The 19,051-nt window shown below is 73.7% G+C and carries 15 protein-coding genes; 11 read left to right on the top strand and 4 right to left on the bottom strand.

Annotated features, from left to right (window positions below; all coding sequences use genetic code 11):
- Positions 1-6: 6 nt before the first annotated feature.
- Positions 7-1,002 carry a TAXI family TRAP transporter solute-binding subunit gene (locus tag ACZ6Y1_RS13565; protein ID WP_469627350.1) on the bottom strand — a complete coding sequence of 332 codons (996 nt, stop codon included), beginning with the start codon at positions 1,000-1,002 and terminating at the stop codon, positions 7-9.
- A 133-nt stretch (positions 1,003-1,135) separates the two neighbouring features.
- Between ACZ6Y1_RS13565 and miaB the strand changes: the two genes are divergently transcribed.
- Together miaB and ACZ6Y1_RS13555 are read left to right on the top strand one after the other, a co-directional pair.
- Entirely contained in the window at positions 1,136-2,656 is a 1,521-nt protein-coding gene (gene miaB / locus ACZ6Y1_RS13560; protein WP_469627347.1) for a tRNA (N6-isopentenyl adenosine(37)-C2)-methylthiotransferase MiaB, read from the top strand.
- Positions 2,657-3,053: 397 nt separating this feature from the next.
- A complete protein-coding gene (locus ACZ6Y1_RS13555) occupies positions 3,054-3,764 on the top strand; it encodes a class III extradiol ring-cleavage dioxygenase family protein (RefSeq protein WP_469627344.1) in 711 nt (236 codons plus the stop codon).
- A gap of 58 nt (positions 3,765-3,822) precedes the next feature.
- Here ACZ6Y1_RS13555 and ACZ6Y1_RS13550 read toward each other — a convergent pair whose 3' ends face one another.
- Together ACZ6Y1_RS13550 and ACZ6Y1_RS13545 are read right to left on the bottom strand one after the other, a co-directional pair.
- Positions 3,823-4,071: an antitoxin gene (locus tag ACZ6Y1_RS13550; protein WP_469627341.1), complete on the bottom strand. Its 249-nt coding sequence runs from the start codon at positions 4,069-4,071 to the stop codon at positions 3,823-3,825.
- A 23-nt stretch (positions 4,072-4,094) separates the two neighbouring features.
- The gene (locus tag ACZ6Y1_RS13545) at positions 4,095-4,325 is read right to left on the bottom strand and encodes a hypothetical protein (RefSeq protein WP_469627338.1); all 231 of its coding nucleotides are present in this window, start codon (positions 4,323-4,325) and stop codon (positions 4,095-4,097) included.
- 154 nt (positions 4,326-4,479) lie between these two features.
- Here ACZ6Y1_RS13545 and miaA point away from each other — a divergent pair, with 154 nt between their 5' ends.
- From miaA to hflX, 6 genes are all read left to right on the top strand, one after another.
- Positions 4,480-5,418, top strand: coding sequence for a tRNA (adenosine(37)-N6)-dimethylallyltransferase MiaA (gene miaA / locus ACZ6Y1_RS13540; protein WP_469627335.1), 939 nt, complete (start codon positions 4,480-4,482; stop codon positions 5,416-5,418).
- 131 nt (positions 5,419-5,549) lie between these two features.
- Complete coding sequence (locus ACZ6Y1_RS13535; RefSeq protein WP_469627484.1) at positions 5,550-6,095, top strand: hypothetical protein; 546 nt, start codon at positions 5,550-5,552, stop codon at positions 6,093-6,095.
- 53 nt (positions 6,096-6,148) lie between these two features.
- On the top strand, positions 6,149-7,024 hold the full coding sequence (gene dapF / locus ACZ6Y1_RS13530) for a diaminopimelate epimerase (RefSeq protein ID WP_469627332.1): 876 nt from the start codon (positions 6,149-6,151) through the stop codon (positions 7,022-7,024).
- 140 nt (positions 7,025-7,164) lie between these two features.
- The gene (locus ACZ6Y1_RS13525; protein ID WP_469627329.1) at positions 7,165-9,243 is read left to right on the top strand and encodes a RelA/SpoT family protein; all 2,079 of its coding nucleotides are present in this window, start codon (positions 7,165-7,167) and stop codon (positions 9,241-9,243) included.
- A gap of 131 nt (positions 9,244-9,374) precedes the next feature.
- Complete coding sequence (locus tag ACZ6Y1_RS13520; RefSeq protein ID WP_469627327.1) at positions 9,375-10,817, top strand: M1 family metallopeptidase; 1,443 nt, start codon at positions 9,375-9,377, stop codon at positions 10,815-10,817.
- Between the two features lie 134 nt (positions 10,818-10,951).
- The gene (gene hflX / locus ACZ6Y1_RS13515; protein ID WP_469627324.1) at positions 10,952-12,457 is read left to right on the top strand and encodes a GTPase HflX; all 1,506 of its coding nucleotides are present in this window, start codon (positions 10,952-10,954) and stop codon (positions 12,455-12,457) included.
- Between the two features lie 125 nt (positions 12,458-12,582).
- Here the strand turns inward: hflX and ACZ6Y1_RS13510 are convergent, their stop codons facing one another.
- Positions 12,583-13,758, bottom strand: a complete 1,176-nt coding sequence (locus ACZ6Y1_RS13510; protein ID WP_469627321.1) for a trypsin-like serine peptidase — start codon at positions 13,756-13,758, stop codon at positions 12,583-12,585.
- Between the two features lie 443 nt (positions 13,759-14,201).
- Between ACZ6Y1_RS13510 and ACZ6Y1_RS13505 the strand changes: the two genes are divergently transcribed.
- The 3 genes from ACZ6Y1_RS13505 to ACZ6Y1_RS13495 all read left to right on the top strand — a co-directional run bounded on the left by ACZ6Y1_RS13505 (position 14,202) and on the right by ACZ6Y1_RS13495 (position 18,994).
- Positions 14,202-15,539, top strand: a complete 1,338-nt coding sequence (locus tag ACZ6Y1_RS13505) for a diaminobutyrate--2-oxoglutarate transaminase family protein (protein ID WP_469627317.1) — start codon at positions 14,202-14,204, stop codon at positions 15,537-15,539.
- Positions 15,540-16,322: 783 nt separating this feature from the next.
- The gene (locus ACZ6Y1_RS13500) at positions 16,323-18,263 is read left to right on the top strand and encodes an IucA/IucC family protein (protein ID WP_469627481.1); all 1,941 of its coding nucleotides are present in this window, start codon (positions 16,323-16,325) and stop codon (positions 18,261-18,263) included.
- 32 nt (positions 18,264-18,295) lie between these two features.
- Positions 18,296-18,994 carry a GNAT family N-acetyltransferase gene (locus ACZ6Y1_RS13495; RefSeq protein WP_469627315.1) on the top strand — a complete coding sequence of 233 codons (699 nt, stop codon included), beginning with the start codon at positions 18,296-18,298 and terminating at the stop codon, positions 18,992-18,994.
- Positions 18,995-19,051 lie beyond the last annotated feature (57 nt).

The raw sequence follows: 19,051 nt of genomic DNA, 5'->3' as shown, positions 1-19,051 counted from the left end.
GGACTACTAGGGCTTGACCGACCGGTAGTACCGGCGGGCGCCCTCGTGCAGGTCCAGCGGATCGGTGTAGATCGCCGTCCGGAGGTCCACCAGCTGCGCCGCGTGCACCTCGTGGCCGATGCCGTCACGGCTGAGGATCACGGTCCGGGTGAACTGCTCGGTCAGCTCGGGGTCCGTCCCCTCGGTGGTGACCAGCAGGTTCGGCACGGCCAGGGTCGCCACCGCGCTGGTGTTCCGCGCCCGCGCGTACGCGTCCTGCGGCATCACCGCCGCCCGGTAGTAGCGCGCCGGGCTCCCGCTGCCCTGCAGCTGCTCCACGAGGTCGCCGAGCTGTACGAGCCGGATCTCGAAGCGCTCCGACAGTTCGCGCACCGCGTTGGTCGGCAGGCCGCCGGACCAGAAGAACGCGTCGATCCGCCCGGCCTCCAGTTCGGCCGGCATGGTGTCGATGCCGATGGACACGGCCTTGACGTCGCGGACCGGGTCCAGCTTGGCCGCCGCCAGCAGCCGCTCCGAGATCAGCCGAACCCCGGAGCCGGGCTGGCCGACCGCGACCCGCTTGCCCCGCAGGTCCCGCGCCGACTGCACCGGCGAGCCGGCCGGCACCACCAGTTGCACGTAGTCGTCGTAGAGGCGGGCGCAGCCGCGCAGGTAGGCCGCCCCGGGCTTCCCGTCGAGCCGGTACTTGGCGACCGCGTCGGCCGTCGCCACCGTGAAATCCGCCTCACCGGCGGCCACGCGCTGGAGGTTCTGCTGAGAGCCCTCGCTGGGCTCCAGGCGCACCTTCACCCCGGGCATGTCCCGCTTGAGCGCCTGCTCCAGCAGCTCCCCGTAGCGGTGGTAGACCCCGGTCCGGACGCCGGTGCTGAAGGTCAGCTCGCCCTTGAGCTCGGGCTCCCCGAAGGGCCGCAGCCACCACACCAGGACGCCGAGCACGGCGAGTACCGCCACCAGGGCCCGCAGGGCGTGGCGCCTGCTGATCCGGGGCGGTACGAGAGGCATGCCGGCGATCCTGCCACCCCCCTGCCTCCCCTGTCACGCCCCGCCCCCTCCCGGCCCCCGGGGCCGTGGCCCGGCCCGCGGCCCCGCCCCACGGCGGGCCGGAGGGCCCTCCGGCACCGCCTACCCTTGTTGCATGACCAGCAGCGACCGGAGCCAGGCAGTGGACGTGAAGCGAAGCTACGAGGTGCGCACCTACGGGTGCCAGATGAACGTGCACGACTCGGAGCGGCTCTCCGGTCTGCTGGAGGACGCCGGCTACGTCCGGGCGCCCGAGGGCTCCGACGGCGACGCCGACGTCGTCGTCTTCAACACCTGCGCGGTCCGTGAGAACGCCGACAACAAGCTCTACGGCAACCTCGGCCGGCTGGCCCCGATGAAGACGAAGCGTCCCGGGATGCAGATCGCCGTCGGCGGCTGCCTCGCCCAGAAGGACCGCGAGACGATCGTCAAGAAGGCTCCCTGGGTCGACGTCGTCTTCGGTACGCACAACATCGGCAAGCTGCCCGTGCTGCTGGAGCGCGCCCGCATCCAGGAGGAGGCGCAGGTCGAGATCGCCGAGTCGCTGGAGGCGTTCCCCTCGACGCTCCCGACCCGCCGCGAGTCCGCGTACGCCGCCTGGGTCTCGATCTCCGTCGGCTGCAACAACACCTGCACCTTCTGCATCGTCCCGGCGCTGCGCGGCAAGGAGGAGGACCGCCGCCCCGGCGACATCCTCGCCGAGGTGGAGGCCCTGGTCGGCGAGGGCGTCTCCGAGATCACCCTGCTCGGCCAGAACGTCAACGCGTACGGTTCCGACCTCGGCGACCGCGAGGCCTTCAGCAAGCTGTTGCGCGCCTGCGGTGAGATCGAGGGCCTGGAGCGGGTCCGGTTCACCTCCCCGCACCCGAAGGACTTCACCGACGACGTCATCGCCGCCATGGCCGAGACCCCGAACGTGATGCCGCAGCTGCACATGCCGCTGCAGTCCGGCTCGGACCCGATCCTGCGGGCGATGCGCCGGTCCTACCGGCAGGAGCGTTTCCTCGGGATCATCGAGAAGGTCCGCGCCGCGATCCCGCACGCCGCGATCTCCACCGACATCATCGTGGGCTTCCCCGGCGAAACCGAGGAGGACTTCCAGCAGACGATGCACGTGGTCCGCGAGGCCCGCTTCGCCAGCGCCTTCACCTTCCAGTACTCCAAGCGCCCGGGCACCCCGGCGGCCGAGATGGAGGGGCAGATCCCCAAGGAGGTCGTCCAGGACCGCTACATGCGCCTGGTCGCCCTCCAGGAGGAGATCTCCTGGGAGGAGAACAAGAAGCAGGTCGGCCGCACCCTGGAGGTCATGGTCGCGGAGGGCGAGGGCCGCAAGGACGGCGCCACGCACCGGCTGTCCGGCCGCGCCCCCGACAACCGCCTGGTGCACTTCACGAAGCCGGAGGCGGAGGTCCGCCCGGGCGACGTGGTCACCGTGGACATCACCTACGCGGCCCCGCACCACCTGCTGGCCGAGGGCCCGACCACGGCCGTACGCCGCACCCGGGCCGGCGACGCGTGGGAGAAGCGCAACGCCGCCCCGGCCCAGCCGGCGGGCGTCATGCTCGGCATCCCCACCCTGGGCGTCCCGGCTCCCCTGCCGGCGGCCACTTCGGGCTGCGCGGCCCCGCAGGGCTGAGCCCGCCCCCGGGCACCGGCGTGGCCCCCCAGGGCGCGCGCTGCCCACGCAGGGCGGGGCAATGCCGGCCCCACCGGCGTTCGAGGCGCGGTCCGGGGCAGGAGCCCCGGACCGCGCTGGCACCGGCACCGGCACCGCACGAGCGGCACGCACCGGCCCGGCGGGGGTCCCATCGGCACCGCACGAGCGGCCCCGCCGGCCCCGGCCCGGCGGGGGTCCCACCGGCACCGCACGAGCGGCCCCGGGGTCGCACCGGCACCACGCGAGTGGCACCGCACCGCCCCGGCGCGGGTCGCACCCGCACCACGCGAGCGGCGCCGCCCCGGCCCGGTGCGGCGGAACGGCACCACGCCCGGACCCTCGGGGCCCGGCCGCGCTTGGCGATAGGCTGCGGATCATGCTCGTAGCCGCTGCCGTCTGCCCCGCCCCGCCGCTGCTCGTGCCGGAGGTCGCCGCGGGGGCCGCCGCCGAACTCGGCGACGCCCGTACCGCATGCTCCGACGCGCTCGCGCTGATCGCCGCCTCCCGGCCCGACCTGCTCGTCGTCGTCGGGGCCGCCGACCGGGAGCACGGCGGGTCCTACCCCCAGGGCGCCCGCGGCACCTTCCGCGGGTTCGGGGTCGAGGCCGACGTACGGCTGGGCCGCGGCGAGGAGGGGCTGCGCATGCTGCCGGCCCCGCTCGCAGTCGGCGCCTGGCTGCTGGGCCACGCCCGGTGGGGCGCCGCCCCCGTCGAGGGGTTCGCGGTCGCGGAGCCGCAGGACGACACCGCGCACTGCCTGCGGGCCGGCCGGGAACTCGCCGCGCGCGCCGAGCGGGTCGCACTGCTGGTGATGGGCGACGGCAGCGCCAAACGGACCCTCAAGGCCCCGGGCTACCTCGACGAGCGTGCCGCCGCCTTCGACGCGGCCGCCGCCCGCGCGCTCGCCGCCGCCGACGTCGCCGCGCTCGCGGCCCTCGACCCCGCGCTCGCCGCCGACCTCCAGGCCGCCGGCCGGGGCCCCTGGCAGGTGCTGGCCGGCGCCGCCGAGGGGGCGGGCCTCGAAGGGCGGCTGCTGTACGAGGACGCGCCGTACGGCGTGGGGTACTTCGTCGCCGCCTGGTCCTGACACGACGAAGGGGCGCGGGACCGGCCACAGCCGGCGCCGCGCCCCTTTCGGCACCGCGTCAGGAAGCCGTGGGCGGCTTCGCCCCGCCGCCGGGGGCGTCCTTGTGCGCGATCTTGCCCAGGGCGTCCTTCGCCTTGCCCGTCCCGCTCGTGATCCGGTCGCTGTACTTGCCGTGGGTCTTCTCGTCCACGGCCCTGGCCATCTTGTCCAGACTCCCGGCGATCTTGCCTTCGTTCTTCTGCGCGAGGTCGCCGACCTTCTCCTTCGCCGGCGCGAGCTTGGCCTTCAGACTGTCCAGCAGGCCCATGGGTCACCTTCCATTGGCGGTCGCTACGTACGGGCGCCCTCGCCGGCCTCGCGGTCCACGGCCGGCTCGGCCGACTGCTGCTTGGGAATCTCCACGGCTTCCACCGCCGGAGCTTCCACCGCCGCCTCCGCGGCCCCGGTCTCCCCGGCCGCCTCGGCCGCACCGGACTCCGCCGTCGTGGCCTCGGCGGAGACCGCCTCGGTCACGACCTCTTCCTTTTCCTTGCGGCGGAAAAGCCGATCGAAAACGCCCATTTCTCCTCCTATAACGTTACTCATGTGAATGGAGTTCCGCCTTGGTCCCACGGGGCCTCGGCAGGCGCCTGAGCAACGACCCCGCCCCCGCCCCGTCACGTAGCTCGATCGGGTACGTGCCGGCGTCTTGACCGGGGGCTGCGAGACTGGGGCGGTGAGGAAAGCAGCCCCCGCCCAGCGGGTCATCGCCGTCGTCGGTCCTACCGCGGCCGGAAAGTCCGACCTGGGTGTAGCCCTGGCCCGCCATTTCGACGGCGAGGTCGTCAACGCCGACTCCATGCAGCTGTACCGGGGGATGGACATCGGTACCGCCAAGCTGACGACCGAGGAACGCGGCGGGGTCCCGCACCACCTCCTCGACATCTGGGACGTCACCGACACCGCCAACGTGGCCGAGTACCAGCGCCTGGCCCGCGCCGAGATCGACAAGCTGCTCGCCGCGGGCCGCACGCCCGTCCTCGTCGGCGGCTCCGGCCTCTACGTCAGGGGCGCCCTGGACGTCATGGAGTTCCCCGGCACCGATCCCGAGGTCCGCGCCCGGCTGGAGGCCGAGCTCGCCGTGAGCGGGTCCGGAGCCCTGCACGCACGCCTCGCCGCCGCCGACCCGGCCGCCGCGACGGCGATCCTGCCCAGCAACGGCCGCAGGATCGTGCGCGCGCTGGAGGTCATCGAGATCACCGGCCGCCCCTTCACCGCCAACCTGCCGGGCCACGAGTCGGTCTACGACACCGTCCAGATCGGCGTCGACGTGGCGCGGCCGGAGCTCGACGAGCGGATCGCGCTGCGCGTGGACCGGATGTGGGAAGCCGGGCTCGTGGACGAGGTCCGCGCGCTGGAGGCCCGCGGCCTGCGGGACGGAATCACCGCCTCCAGGGCGCTCGGCTACCAGCAGGTGCTCGCGGCGCTCGCCGGCGAGTGCACCGAGGACGAGGCCAGGGCAGAGACCATCCGGGCGACCAAGCGCTTCGCCCGCCGCCAGGACTCCTGGTTCCGGCGCGACCCGCGCGTCCACTGGCTCAGCGGGGCCGTCGCCGACCGGGGGGAACTCGCCGGACTCGCGCAGTCGTTGGTCGAACGAGCGGTCACAGCCTGATCACGTGATGGCATCGGGACGCCCCGCGGGCCCGTAGCGGGCCCGGGGGCGTGCCATCATCAAACTCCGGCGGGTGTGTCACCCGCGGTGAATGGCGGCGTACTGAATCCGAGTGGGGAGGGCGCGTGGCGATGGAGGCCGGCCCTCGTGACACCGGGCGGGACGACACCCGGCGGGAAGCGGACCCGACGCTTCTGGCCCCTGCGGAGGGCCGCGGCGGGCCGCGGACCGACGTCCCTGACGTCCCCGACTCCCTCGGCCTGCCCGCCCACCCGGCGCGGCTGACCACCGACGGCCCGGACGCCCCGGACGGCGCGGAGGCCGGGGCCGCCGCCGGGCCCGAGGTCGAGGTCGAACTGCGCCCGCAGCGACGCCTGCGCGTGTGGCAGATCGTGCCCATCGTGGTGCTGGCCGCCGCCGGTTCGCTCATGTTCGCCTTCCCGCTCGCCTTCGAGTTCGGCGACGGCGGAGCCGTGGTCGCCATGCTCGGCTTCCTCATCAGCTGCTGCGCCGGCGGCTGGGGGATGATGGCCGCCCGCCGCGTGGGCTACAGCTGGCCCGGGCTCCCGGCCCGCGGGAGCGGCCGCCGCCCCGACTGGCGCATGGCCGCGCTGTACGCCGCGGTCGCGCTGGCCGTCGTAGCCCTCGCCGTGTACCGGGTGGCGCGGCTCCGCTGACCGCCCCTCGGACGTCGCCGCGCCCCTGACCAGGGGATCGGTACGATGGGCCCGTGACGCAGACCACCCTCCCCTTCCTCAAGGGCCACGGCACCGAGAACGACTTCGTGATCGTCCCGGACCCGGACAACGCCGTCGAGCTGCCGGCGGCCGCCGTCGCCAAGCTGTGCGACCGGCGGGCCGGGATCGGTGCGGACGGTGTCCTGCACGTCGTCCGGTCCGCCGCGCACCCCGAGGCGGCCCACCTGGCCGACGAGGCGGAGTGGTTCATGGACTACCGCAACAGCGACGGCTCGATCGCCGAGATGTGCGGCAACGGCGTACGCGTCTTCGCCCGCTACCTCCAGTACGCCGGCCACGTCGAGGCGGGCGACCTCGCCGTCGCCACCCGGGGCGGCGTCAAGCACGTCCACCTCGACAAGGCGGGCGACGTCACCGTCTCCATGGGGCGCGCCGAACTCCCCGAGGGAGAGGTCACCGTCGCCGTCGGCGCGAAGAGCTGGCCCGCGCGGAACGTGAACATGGGGAACCCCCACGCGGTGGCGTTCGTCGAAAGCCTCGACGACGCCGGCACGCTCTACGAGGCCCCCGGCTTCAGCCCGGCGTCCGCCTACCCGACGGGTGTCAACGTCGAGTTCGTCGTCGACCGCGGCCCCCGGCACGTCGCCATGCGCGTCCACGAGCGCGGCTCCGGCGAGACCCGCTCCTGCGGCACCGGCGCCTGCGCCGTCGCCGTGGCCGCCATCCGCCGCGAGGGCGCGGACCCGGCCGTCACCGGCGAACCGGCGACGTACACCGTCGACCTCCCGGGCGGCACGCTCGTCATCACCGAACACCCCGACGGCCGGATCGAGATGACCGGCCCCGCCGTGATCGTGGCCGCGGGGGAGTTCGACGCGGTCTGGCTCACCGAAACGGCTTTCGCCTGAAGCTTCCCTCTAATGGGTGATCCGTTTCACGCTCAGCGAGAGGTGGACTGCGCCACGTGGTGGGGTCGGTAACATCAGGCACCGGCCCTGAGGGCTCACCCCATGCCCGCCACCGCCGGTCGAAGCCGCCGGAGGTGCCCATGAGTGCAGAGGCCACGAACCCCGAAGCACGACCCGAAGTGCGCCCTGAGCTCCGCAGACGTGGCCGGACCAGGCTCGATCTGCGCCGGCTCGGCCGAGCGGCGCTGCTCGGGCCGACGTCCCGCGACCGTCTTCCGGACGCCATCGGGCACGTCGCGGAAGCGCACCGAGCCCACCATCCCGACGCCGATCTGTCCGTTTTGCGGCGCGCCTACCTGCTCGCGGAGACCTCGCACCGCGGCCAGATGCGAAAAAGTGGTGAGCCGTACATCACACATCCACTCGCCGTCACCCTGATCCTCGCCGAACTCGGCGCCGAGACGACCACCCTGACGGCCTCTCTCCTCCACGACACCGTCGAGGACACCGATGTGACCCTCGATCAGGTCCGCGAGGAGTTCGGCGACGAGGTCTGCTTCATCGTCGACGGCGTCACCAAGGTGGAGAAGATCGACTACGGCGCCGCCGCCGAACCCGAGACCTTCCGCAAGATGCTCGTCGCGACCGGCAACGACGTGCGCGTGATGTCCATCAAGCTCGCCGACCGGCTCCACAACATGCGCACCCTCGGCGTGATGCGTCCCGAGAAGCAGGCCCGCATCGCCAAGGTCACCCGCGACGTCCTCATCCCGCTCGCCGAACGGCTCGGCGTCCAGGCCCTCAAGACCGAGCTGGAAGACCTCGTCTTCGCGATCCTCCACCCGGAGGAGTACGAGCACACGCGCGCGCTCATCGCCGCCCACGCGGGCGAGAACGACCCGCTGCCCGCCATCGCCGACTCCGTACGGACCGTACTGCGCGAGGCCGGCATCGCCGCCGAGGTACAGGTTCGTCCCCGGCACTTCGTCTCCGTACACCGCGTCGCCCTCAAACGCGGCGAGCTGCGCGGTTCCGACTTCGGACGCGTCCTCGTCCTCGTCGGCGAGAACGCCGACTGCTACGCGGTCCTCGGGGAGCTGCACACCTGCTTCACCCCGGTCGTATCGGAGTTCAAGGACTTCATCGCCGCCCCCAAGTTCAACCTGTACCAGTCGCTGCACACCGCCGTCGCCACCCCCGAGGGGTACGTCGCCGAGGTCATCGTGCGGACCCGGCAGATGCACCGCGTCGCGGAGGCGGGCGTCGTCGCCCTCGGCAACCCGTACGCCACCGCCTCGGCCGACACCGCCGACGCTGACGAGGAGCGGGTGGACCCGACGCGGCCCGGCTGGCTCTCCCGGCTGCTCGACTGGCAGCAGTCCGCGCCCGACCCCGACACCTTCTGGAGCGTGCTCCGCGCGGAGCTCGCCCAGGACAGGGAGATCACCGTCTTCCGTGCCGACGGCGGCACGCTCGGCCTGCCGGCCGGCGCCAGCTGTATCGACGCCGCCTACGCCCAGCACGGCGAGGCGGCCCACGGCTGCATCGGCGCCCGGGTCAACGGGCGCCTCACCTCCCTCTCCTCCCCGCTCTCCGACGGCGACACCGTGCAGCTGCTGCTCGCGCAGGACGCCTCCTCGGGCCCGGCCGCCGAATGGCTCGACCACGCCAGGACCCCGGCCGCCCGGATCGCCATCAGCAGCTGGCTCGACGCCCACCCCGACCGGGCCCTGTCCACCACCTCCGCCGCGCGGGCGCCCCTGTCCGTGGTCGGTGCCCGGGGCGGCGGCGCCAACGCGGTCGCCGACCTGCCGAACGCCCCCGTACGGCTCGCCGGGTGCTGCACGCCGGTGCCTCCTGACGCCGTCGCCGGATTCGTGGTCCGTGGCGGCGCCGTCACCGTGCACCGCATCCACTGCGCGGCGGTGGCACAGATGCGCGCCGTCGGCCGGACCTCGGTCGCCGTGCACTGGCGGGCCACGGCGGACTGCCGGGTCACCCTGCTCGCTGAATCGTTCGGCCGCCCCCACCTGCTGGCCGACCTGACCGAGGCCATCGCCCGGCAGGGCGTCGAAGTGGTCTCCGCGACCGTGGAACCCCCGGTCGAGCAGCGTGTCCGGCACACCTACACCCTCCAGCTCCCCGACGCGGGCGGCCTGCCCGCCCTGATGCGTGCGATGCGCGACGTACCCGGCGTTTACGACGTCAGCCGTGCCTAGTAGGCCGCAGTCGGCCCCGGCCCGCACGCGGCCCTCCCGCGTGTCAGCGGGCGGGTCCGGAAGGTCCCGTTCGGGTGGCCCCGTCGCGCGTCGCGGGCGGCCGTGAGGCGGGCGCTGGTAAGCGGTGGGGGATGCAGCTCACCTCCCCGCGCCTGCGCGCCGCCCTGCTCGCCGCGGCCTCCCTCACCCTCGTCGCCGCAGTCCTGCCCCCGCCGAAGCCGCTCGGCATCGGCGACCGGCTGTTCCCGGAGCTCGGGAACCCCGGCTACGACGTGCTCTCGTACGACCTGTCGTTCACGTACAAGGACAACAAGAGCCCCCTCGACGCGGTCACCGTCATCGACGCGCGCGCCCTGCGGCCGCTGGAGCTGATCAACCTCGACTTCACCCACGGCAAGGTGGCGTCCGTCGAGGTCAACGGGGAGCCGGCCCGCTTCGAGAGCGCGGGAGAGGACCTCGTGCTGACCCCCGCGCGCCCCGTCGTGCCGCAGGCGCCGCTGCACATCACCGTCCGGCACACCAGCGACCCGCGCGGCCGCGGCGACGGCGGCTGGGTGCCCACCCAGGACGGCCTCGCCATGGCCAACCAGGCGGACGCCGCCCACCGGGTCTTCCCCTGCAACGACCACCCCGCCGACAAGGCGTACTACACCTTCCGGATCACTGCCCCGGCCGGGCTCACCGCCGTCGCCAACGGGGTGCCCGGCGCATTGCCCGTCCCCGGCGCGGCCGGCGCGACGACCTGGACCTACCGGACCCTGCACCCCATGGCCACCGAGCTCGCACAGGTCTCCGTGGGCCGCTCCGCGGTCGTTCACGGCACCGGACCGCACGGGCTGCCGCTGCGCGACGTGGTGCCCGCGTCCGACCGCGACCGCCTCACCCCCTGGCTGAAGAAGACCCCCGGCCACATCGCCTGGATGGAGGAGCGGGTCGGCCGCTACCCCTTCGAGAACTACGGGGTCCTGATCGCTCGGGCGACCACCGGTTTCGAGCTGGAGACGCAGACCCTCTCCCTCTTCGAGAACAGCCTGTTCTCCGGCGAGGGCTTCCCCGAGTGGTACGTGGAGTCCGTGATGGTCCACGAACTCGCCCACCAGTGGTTCGGCGACAGCGTCAGCCCGCGGACCTGGTCCGACCTGTGGCTCAACGAGGGCCACGCCACCTGGTACGAGGCCCTGTACGCGGACGGGCTCGGCAAGTACTCCCTGGAGCGGCGCATGCGCGAGGCGTACACCCGCTCCGACCAGTGGCGGGCCGCGGGCGGACCGCCGGCGGCCCCGAAGGCCGCCGCGCCCGGCGAGAAGATCGGGCTCTTCCGGCCGGTGGTCTACGACGGCGCCGCGCTGATCCTGTACGCCCTGCGGCAGGAGATCGGCGTCCGGGCCTTCGACCGGGTCGAGCGGCGCTGGGTGGCGGAGCACCGGGACTCCGTCGCGGGCACCCGGGACTTCGTACGCCTGGCCTCGCAGGAGGCGGGCCGGGACCTCACGGCCTTCCTGGAGCCGTGGCTGTACGGGCAGACGACCCCACCCATGCCGGGCTACCCGGAGTGGAGCGGGAAAAGCGTGTGACCCGCGCGGAACGGGCATGTCACCATCGACGGGTCCCTCCGGGGAATCCCCGGGCGGTGCGACACGTTGGACGTGACAGCTAACGTGTCCCCTGCCGGGCGTGACACCGCTATTCGAATCGACGTAAGGATCCAATGACCTCCTCTTCTTCCCCTTCCCAGGACGCGCGGGACGCACGGGACGTGCGGGATCCGCAGAGCTTCACCGAGAGCCTTCGGGCCGATGCCCTGATGGAAGAGGACGTCGCCTGGAGCCACGAGATCGACGGAGACCGGGACGGCGAGCAGTTCGAACGCTCCGAGCGCGCGGCCCTGCGCCGCGTGGCCGGCCTCTCCACCGAACTCGAAGACGTCACCGAGGTCGAGTACCGACAGCTCCGCCTGGAGCGCGTCGTACTCGTCGGTGTCTGGACCTCCGGCACGGTGCAGGACGCCGAGAACTCCCTCGCGGAGCTCGCGGCGCTCGCCGAGACGGCGGGCGCCCTCGTACTCGACGGCGTGATCCAGCGCCGCGACAAGCCGGACCCGGCCACCTTCATCGGCTCGGGCAAGGCGCGCGAGCTGCGTGACATCGTCCTAGAGAGCGGTGCCGACACCGTCGTGTGCGACGGCGAGCTCAGCCCCGGCCAGCTCATCGCGCTCGAAGACGTCGTCAAGGTCAAGGTGGTCGACCGGACCGCCCTCATCCTCGACATCTTCGCCCAGCACGCCAAGTCCCGAGAGGGCAAGGCGCAGGTCGCGCTCGCGCAGATGCAGTACATGCTGCCGCGACTGCGAGGCTGGGGTCAGTCGCTGTCCCGCCAGATGGGCGGCGGCGGCGGTGGCGGCATGGCCACCCGAGGCCCCGGTGAGACCAAGATCGAGACCGACCGGCGCCGGATCCGCGAGAAGATGGCGAAGATGCGCCGGGAGATCGCGGAGATGAAGACCGGCCGTGACATCAAGCGGCAGGAACGACGTCGCAACAAGGTGCCCTCGGTCGCCATCGCCGGCTACACCAACGCCGGAAAGTCCTCCCTGCTCAACCGCCTCACGGGCGCGGGCGTGCTGGTGGAGAACGCACTGTTCGCCACCCTCGACCCGACCGTGCGCCGGGCCGAGACGCCCAGCGGCCGGATCTACACCCTGGCCGACACGGTCGGCTTCGTCCGGCACCTGCCCCACCACCTCGTCGAGGCGTTCCGCTCCACGATGGAGGAGGTCGGCGACTCCGACCTCATCCTGCACATCGTGGACGGCTCGCACCCGGCGCCGGAGGAGCAGCTGGCGGCGGTGCGCGAGGTGATCCGCGAGGTCGGCGCGGTCGACGTCCCCGAGATCGTCGTGATCAACAAGGCGGATGCGGCGGATCCGCTCGTCCTGCAGCGGCTGCTGCGGATCGAGCGGCACTCGATCGCCGTCTCGGCGCGGACCGGCATCGGCATCGACGAGCTGCTCGCGCTCATCGACGCCGAGCTGCCGCGGCCCGAGGTCGAGGTGGAGGTCCTGGTGCCCTACACGCTCGGCTCGCTGGTGGCCAAGGCGCACGCCGAGGGCGAGGTGATCTCCGAGGAGCACACGGCCGAGGGGACCCTGCTCAAGGCCCGGGTCCACCAGGAACTGGCGGCGGACCTGGCTCCGTACGTGCTCGCCAAGAGCTGAACCCGCACCGCCCGGACACCGCCGCGGCCGGTGCGAGGCGCTGAACGACCGAGGGCCCCCTGCGATGTGCAGGGGGCCCTCGGTCATTCGCCCATATTCGCTCATGCCGCTTCGGGACGGCCGGGCTACTTGAACTTGCCGCTCACGGCGTCGAAGACACCCTTCGCCTCGGGCCCCAGCCGGGGACCGGCCAGCCAGCCCGCCTTCGACGGACCGATCGAGGTGTTCGACACCAGCGCCGGCTTGCCGTCGGCGCCCGCCGCGACCCAGCCGCCGCCGGACGCACCACCGGTCATCGTGCAGCCGATGCGGTACATCACCGGGTCACTCGCGTTCAGGGAGAGACGGCCCGGCTTGTCCGCGCACTGGTAGGCCTTCTGGCCGTCGAACGGAGGCGCCGCCGGGTAGCCGGTCGCCGTGATGCTCGCGACCTTCGGCACGGCCGGAGCGTTGAACTCCACCGGGAGCGCCGAACCGACCGTCTCCTCCAGCGACTTCCCGCCGCCCTGCTCGGGAGTCACGTGCAGCACCGCGAAGTCGTAGGGGGCACCCGCGCCGCCCGTCGGACCGCCCGTGGCGATCCACTGGTCGGAGGTCTGCGCCCAGTCGCTCCACCACACGCCGTACGGGGCCACCTGCTCGCGGGGCGTGCCCTTGAGCTGCGCCGTCGGCTTGCCCGCGTTGTTGTACGACGGCACGAAGGCGATGTTGCGGTACCAGCCACCGGACTTGCCCGCGTGCACGCAGTGGCCCGCCGTCCAGACCATGTTGGACTTGCCGGGGTGCGCCGGGTCCTTGACCACGGTCGCCGAGCAGACCATCGAACCCTCGGGCCCGTCGAAGAAGACCTTCCCGGACGTCGGAACGCTCTGGTGGTAGGGCGGGTTCGCCGCCTTGGCCGTCACCGGAGCCGGGGTCGGGTCCGTCACGCCCTGGTCCTTGCCCGCGTCCGGGTCGACGGCCGGCTGCTTCGGCTGCTCGGCGTCACGCATGCGGTCGGGGTCCCACAGGCCCTCGATGATCGGGTTGATGTAGTCGCCCGCCTCGCGGAGCCAGTCCTCCTTCTTCCAGTTCTTCCACGCGCCCCCCTTCCACTTCTCCATGTCGATGCCGTGTTCCTTGAGCTTGTCCTTGAGCTGGTCGGGGATTTTGAGCCCGCCCGAGCCCGGGACCGGACTGGCCTGCGCCACGGTCGGCTTGGCGTCGCCGCCGGCCTCGTCGTCGCCCGGGCCGCACGCGGCGGCGGTCAGTGCGAGCGCGGCCGCGCACAGGATCGCGGTGACCGGTCGGTTCGGTCGCATGTCGGTTCGTCCCCCTGGTGGATTCGAGGCGTCGAGTGCAGCAACCCACTATGCCGCCGAGGTTGGGGACGGCACAGCCGGGGTCGTGGTTCCTCGCCCGGGCGCCGTCTCTCGCCTCGACCGCCAAGGATCTTGCGTCCACCCGTGATCCCTCGGCGTCACCGTCGTTGGTACGTACGGGGGATGGGGGAGCAGCGTTGATGTTCGAGGCGCAATCCGGAAGAGCAATCAGTGCGGGAGGTCCGACACTCGTGGCTTTGACCGAGCCGGCCGCGGCGGCCGAGGCCGCTGCCGCCGCTGCCGAGGCGCAGGTACCGCCCCAGGTGAGCCGTGCAGGACGACCCGGGGCACCGGGGGCACCCGGCCCTGTGCCCGGCAGCCCTGTCGCCGGTGGCCCTGCCCCGTGCAGCCCTGTGCCCGGCAGCCCCGGCCCCGGTGGCCCTGTGCCCGGTACTGCCGCCGCGGGCAACTCCGTCCTGGGCGCCACTGCCTCCGCCACCGGCATCCTGCGCAGGCAGTCCCAACGGGAGTCCGCCGCACGGACGTACGCACGCTCCCTCCCCATCGTCCCGGTGCGCGCCCGCGGGCTGACCATCGAGGGCGCCGACGGGAGGCGCTACCTCGACTGCCTCTCCGGCGCCGGCACCCTCGCCCTCGGGCACAACCACCCCGTGGTGCTCGAAGCCGTCCGGGGCGTCCTCGACTCCGGGGCCCCGCTGCACGTGCTGGACCTCGCGACACCGGTCAAGGACGCCTTCACCACCGAGCTGTTCGCCAACCTGCCGCCCGCGCTGGCCGCGGACGCCAGGATCCAGTTCTGCGGGCCGGCCGGCACGGACGCGGTGGAGGCGGCCCTCAAACTGGTCCGCACCGCCACCGGGCGCTCCGGTCTGCTCGCCTTCACCGGGGCCTACCACGGGATGACCGCCGGGGCTCTGGACGCTTCGGGCGGAGCCGCGGACGTACGGGTGACCCGGCTGCCGTACCCGCAGGACTTCCGCTGCCCGTTCGGCGTCGGGGGAACCGAGGGCGCCGAACTCGGGGCCCGCTGGACGGAGAACCTCCTGGACGACCCCAAGGGCGGGGTCCCCGCACCTGCCGGGATGATCGTCGAACCCGTCCAGGGCGAGGGCGGTGTCCTCCCGGCACCCGACGCCTGGCTGCGACGGATGCGCGAGATCACCGCAGCGCGGGGGATCCCGCTGATCGCGGACGAGGTGCAGACGGGAGTGGGCCGGACCGGCGCCTTCTGGGGCGTGGACCACGCCGGGGTCGTGCCCGACGTGCTGGTCCTGTCCAAGGCGATCGGCGGCAGCCTGCCGCTGGCGGTCATCGTGTACCGGGCGGGACTCGACGTCTGGGCTCCCGGCGCGCACGCCGGGACCTTCCGGGGGAACCAGCTCGCCATGGCGGCCGGCACCGCCACCCTCGCCTACGTTCGCGAGAACCGGCTGGCCGAACGCGCCGCCGCCCTGGGGGAACGGATGCTCACGGCCCTGCGCGGCCTCGCCGCCGATCACCCCTGCATCGGCGACGTACGGGGCCGGGGCCTGATGATCGGCGTCGAACTCGTCGACCCCGACACCGGTGACAGCGCCCCCGCGCTCGCCGCGGCCGTCCGCAGGGAGTGCCTGGACCGCGGGCTGATCGTCGAACTCGGCGGCCGCCACTCCGCCGTCGTCCGTCTGCTGCCCCCGCTGACCCTGACCGACGAGCAGGCCGGGGCGGTCCTCGACCGCCTGGCCGACGCCATCCCGGCAGCCGCCCGCCGGCCCCACTGACCCGTACCCCGAGGACCCGCGATGCCCGACGCGCACCACTCCACACCCACCCCAGACCCTGGCGGCGAGGAGCACGGCCTGCGACCGGCCCCGGCCCCGGCCACCCGGTCGCAGCTCCCGCTGCCCGCCCCCATGGAGCAGCCGGCACCGCCCCAGCCTCCCACCCACCGAGGCCATGCCGAGGCCGCCCGCCCCGCACGCCCGCCCCACCCCACCCCCCAGCCCTGGTCCCCACCCCCCACCCCGCCCCCCGCACCGGCCCCCCTCTGGACCGCCCCCGCCGAGCCCACCCCAGGGCAGCCCGCGTCCCCGGCCCAGCCCCACCCCCCGCACGCGGACCCCGGCCATGGCCACCCCGTACCCCCCGCCCCGGCCGCCCCCCGGACCGCCCCCGCCGAGCCCACCCCAGGGCAGCCCGCGTCCCCGGCCCCGGCCCAGCCCCGCCCCCCGCACGCGGACCCCGCTCGCGAGCAGCCCGCACCGCTGGCATCGGCGCGCCCTTGGACCGCCCCCGCCGAAGCGGCCCCGGCGCAGCCCGCGTCCGCGGCCGAGGCGCAGCCCCGTGCCCCGCGCACGGAGCCCGACCAGGGGCAGGCCTCACCGCCGGCCCCGGCCAACCCGTGGACCGAGCCCGCCGAGCCCGTCGCGCCCCGGGCCCCGCACGCCGGGCCGGTGCACCCTCGGCCCGTTGCCCCGGGGCCCGCCCAGTCCTGGGCCGGGGCTGCCGAACCCGCCGATCCGCAGCCGGCGTCCACCGAGCGCCGGGCCGACCACCCCGAGGTCCTGACGGCAGCCGGGAGTGACGAGGCGTGCGCCTCCATCCGGGAGCCGGCACGGCGGGCGCCCGGGGCGGAGGGCCCGGTGGCCGCCACCGTTCCCGTGCCCCGGCAGAAGGACGGCACGGCCCCGCCCCGTTCCGGCCGGAGAGACACGGCCCGGCCGGAGCCGGCCGTGCCCCCCGAGCCCCTGGATCACCCCGACCCGACGGTCGCCGCCGAGGCCGCGGCGGTCGAGAACCTGCTCCGCTGCTGGGTCCGCGAAGCCGGACTCCGCCGCCCCGACGGCCCCGCCGGCACGCCGTTGCGCATCCCCCTCCCCGCCTCCGGCGCCGCCCTGCACGTCGCCGTCCACCACTGGTCCCCGGCAGGCTGGCACCGCTTCGGCCCGGCCCGACTGGAGGCCGCGCCCACCACGGCCCCCGCCCTGGACGCCGTCGCCCTCGCCGCCCTCCTCGCCCGTGAAGGCGCTCGTACGCGCGCCTCCACCGACGACGGCCACGACCCCGAGCACGGCTCCGCGGACCTCGTGGCCAGGGTGGCCGACTCGGTCCGCCGCACCGCCGAGTTCATCGCCGACCGACGCGAACGCCCCACCGCCCCGGCCCCCGTCGGCACGGACCGCTTCCTCACCTCCGAACAGTCGCTCCTGCTGGGCCACCCCCTCCAACCGGACCCGAAGAGCCGCGAAGGACTCTCGGAGTCCGAAGTCCGCCGCTACTCACCCGAACTGCACGGCTCCTTCCCCCTGCACTGGTTCGCCGTCGAACCCTCCGTCCTCGCCACCCAATCGGCCTGGACGGAACGCGGCCGCCCCGTCTCCGCCGCCCGGCTCCTCGGCCGGCTCGCCCCCGGCCTTGCGGTGCCCGATGGCGCGACCCCCCTTCCCCTGCACCCCTGGCAGGCCCGCGACCTGCTCCAACGCCCCGCCGTTACCGCCCTCCGCGACGCCGGCCTGCTGCACGACCTCGGCCCCTACGGTGCCCCCTGGTACCCCACCTCCTCCGTGCGCACCGTCCACCGTCCCGGCGCCCCCGCGATGCTCAAGCTCTCCCTGGGCCTGCGCATCACCAACTCCCGCCGCGAGAACCTCCGCAAGGAACTCCACCGCGGCGTCGAGGTCCACCGGCTGCTCCGCACCGGTCTCGCCGAGCAGTGGCAGACGGCCCACCCCGGCTTCGACATCGTCCGCGACCCCGCCTGGGTCGCCGTCGACGCCCCGGACGGCACCCCCGTCCCCGGACTCGACGCCCTGCTGCGCCACAACCCCTTCCGTTCCTCCGACGACGCCGTCTGCGTCGCCGCCCTGACCTCACCCCGCCCGTGGCCCGGCCGGACCGGCATGACCTCCCGGCTCGCCGAGACCGTCTCCCGCCTCGCCGCGAGCACCGGCCGCCCCACCTCCGCCGTCGCCGCCGAGTGGTTCCTGCGCTACCTCGACCAGGTGGTGCTGCCGGTCCTCGCCTTCGACGCGCTCGCCGGCATCGCCCTCGAAGCCCACCAGCAGAACACCCTGGTCCTCCTCGACCCGGCCGGCTGGCCGGTCGGCGGCCGCTTCCGCGACAACCAGGGCTACTACTTCCGCGCCTCCCGCCGCGCGGAACTGGAGCACCGGCTCCCCGGCATCGGCAGCGTCAGCGACACCTTCGTCTCCGACGCCGTCACGGACGAACGCTTCGCGTACTACCTCGGCATCAACAACGTGCTCGGCCTCGTCGGTGCCTTCGGCTCCCAGCGCCTCGCCGACGAGCGCGTACTGCTGGCCGCCTTCCGCCGGTTCCTCGGCAAGGCAGCCCACCTCGGCCCGCTCCCCGCGCGGCTCCTCGACTCACCCACCCTGCGCTGCAAGGCGAATCTGCTCACCCGCCTGGGCGGCCTCGACGAGCTGGTCGGTCCCGTGGACACCCAGTCCGTCTACGTCACCATCGCCAACCCCCTCCACGATTGACACGTCAGCGCCGACACGGAGAAGAGCCCCCGATGCCCTCCACCGAAACCACTGCCGACCCCACCTCCTCCGCCGCCCGTCCGTTCGGCAGCCCGCGCACCATCGGCGATACGATCGAACTACGGCTCCCCGCGCACCGGTTGCCCCTGCTCGCCGAGGCGGACCTGCTCGATTCCCCGGCCCTCTGGGGCAGCACGCAGACACCCGCCGGAGCCTTCCGCCTCGAACCCGTACGCCCCAGCAGGGACCTGCGGCTGATCGCCGGCTGGATGAACGATCCGGATGTCGACGCCTACTGGGAGCTCGCCGGCCCCGAAGCAGTCACCGAGGCCCACCTACGGGCCCAGCTCGACGGAGACGGGCGCAGCATCCCCTGCCTCGGCCTGCTCGACGGCACGCCGATGAGCTACTGGGAGATCTACCGGGCCGATCTCGACCCGCTGTCCCGGTACTACCCGGCGCGCCCCCACGACACGGGTATCCACCTGCTGATCGGAGACGGAACGAACCGCGGCCGGGGCCTGGGCACCACACTGCTGCGCGCCGTCGCCGACCTGGTGCTCGACAACCGGCCTCGCTGCACACGCGTCATCGCCGAACCGGACATCCGCAACACCCCCTCCGTATCAGCCTTCCTGGGTTCTGGTTTCCGCTGTTTCGCGGAAATCGACCTACCCGAGAAGCGCGCCGCCCTGATGATCCGGGAGCGGGCGCTGCGCAATCTCCTCTGACTGCCGCCCCGCAGGCCCCGACCGCCCGCCGCTTCGCACCTCTCCCTTCGAAAACTC

It is taken from the genome of Streptomyces sp. NPDC053432 (assembly GCF_055585365.1).
The sequence above is the reverse complement of the archived record's forward strand: the minus strand, read 5'-3'. Positions and strand labels throughout refer to the sequence as shown.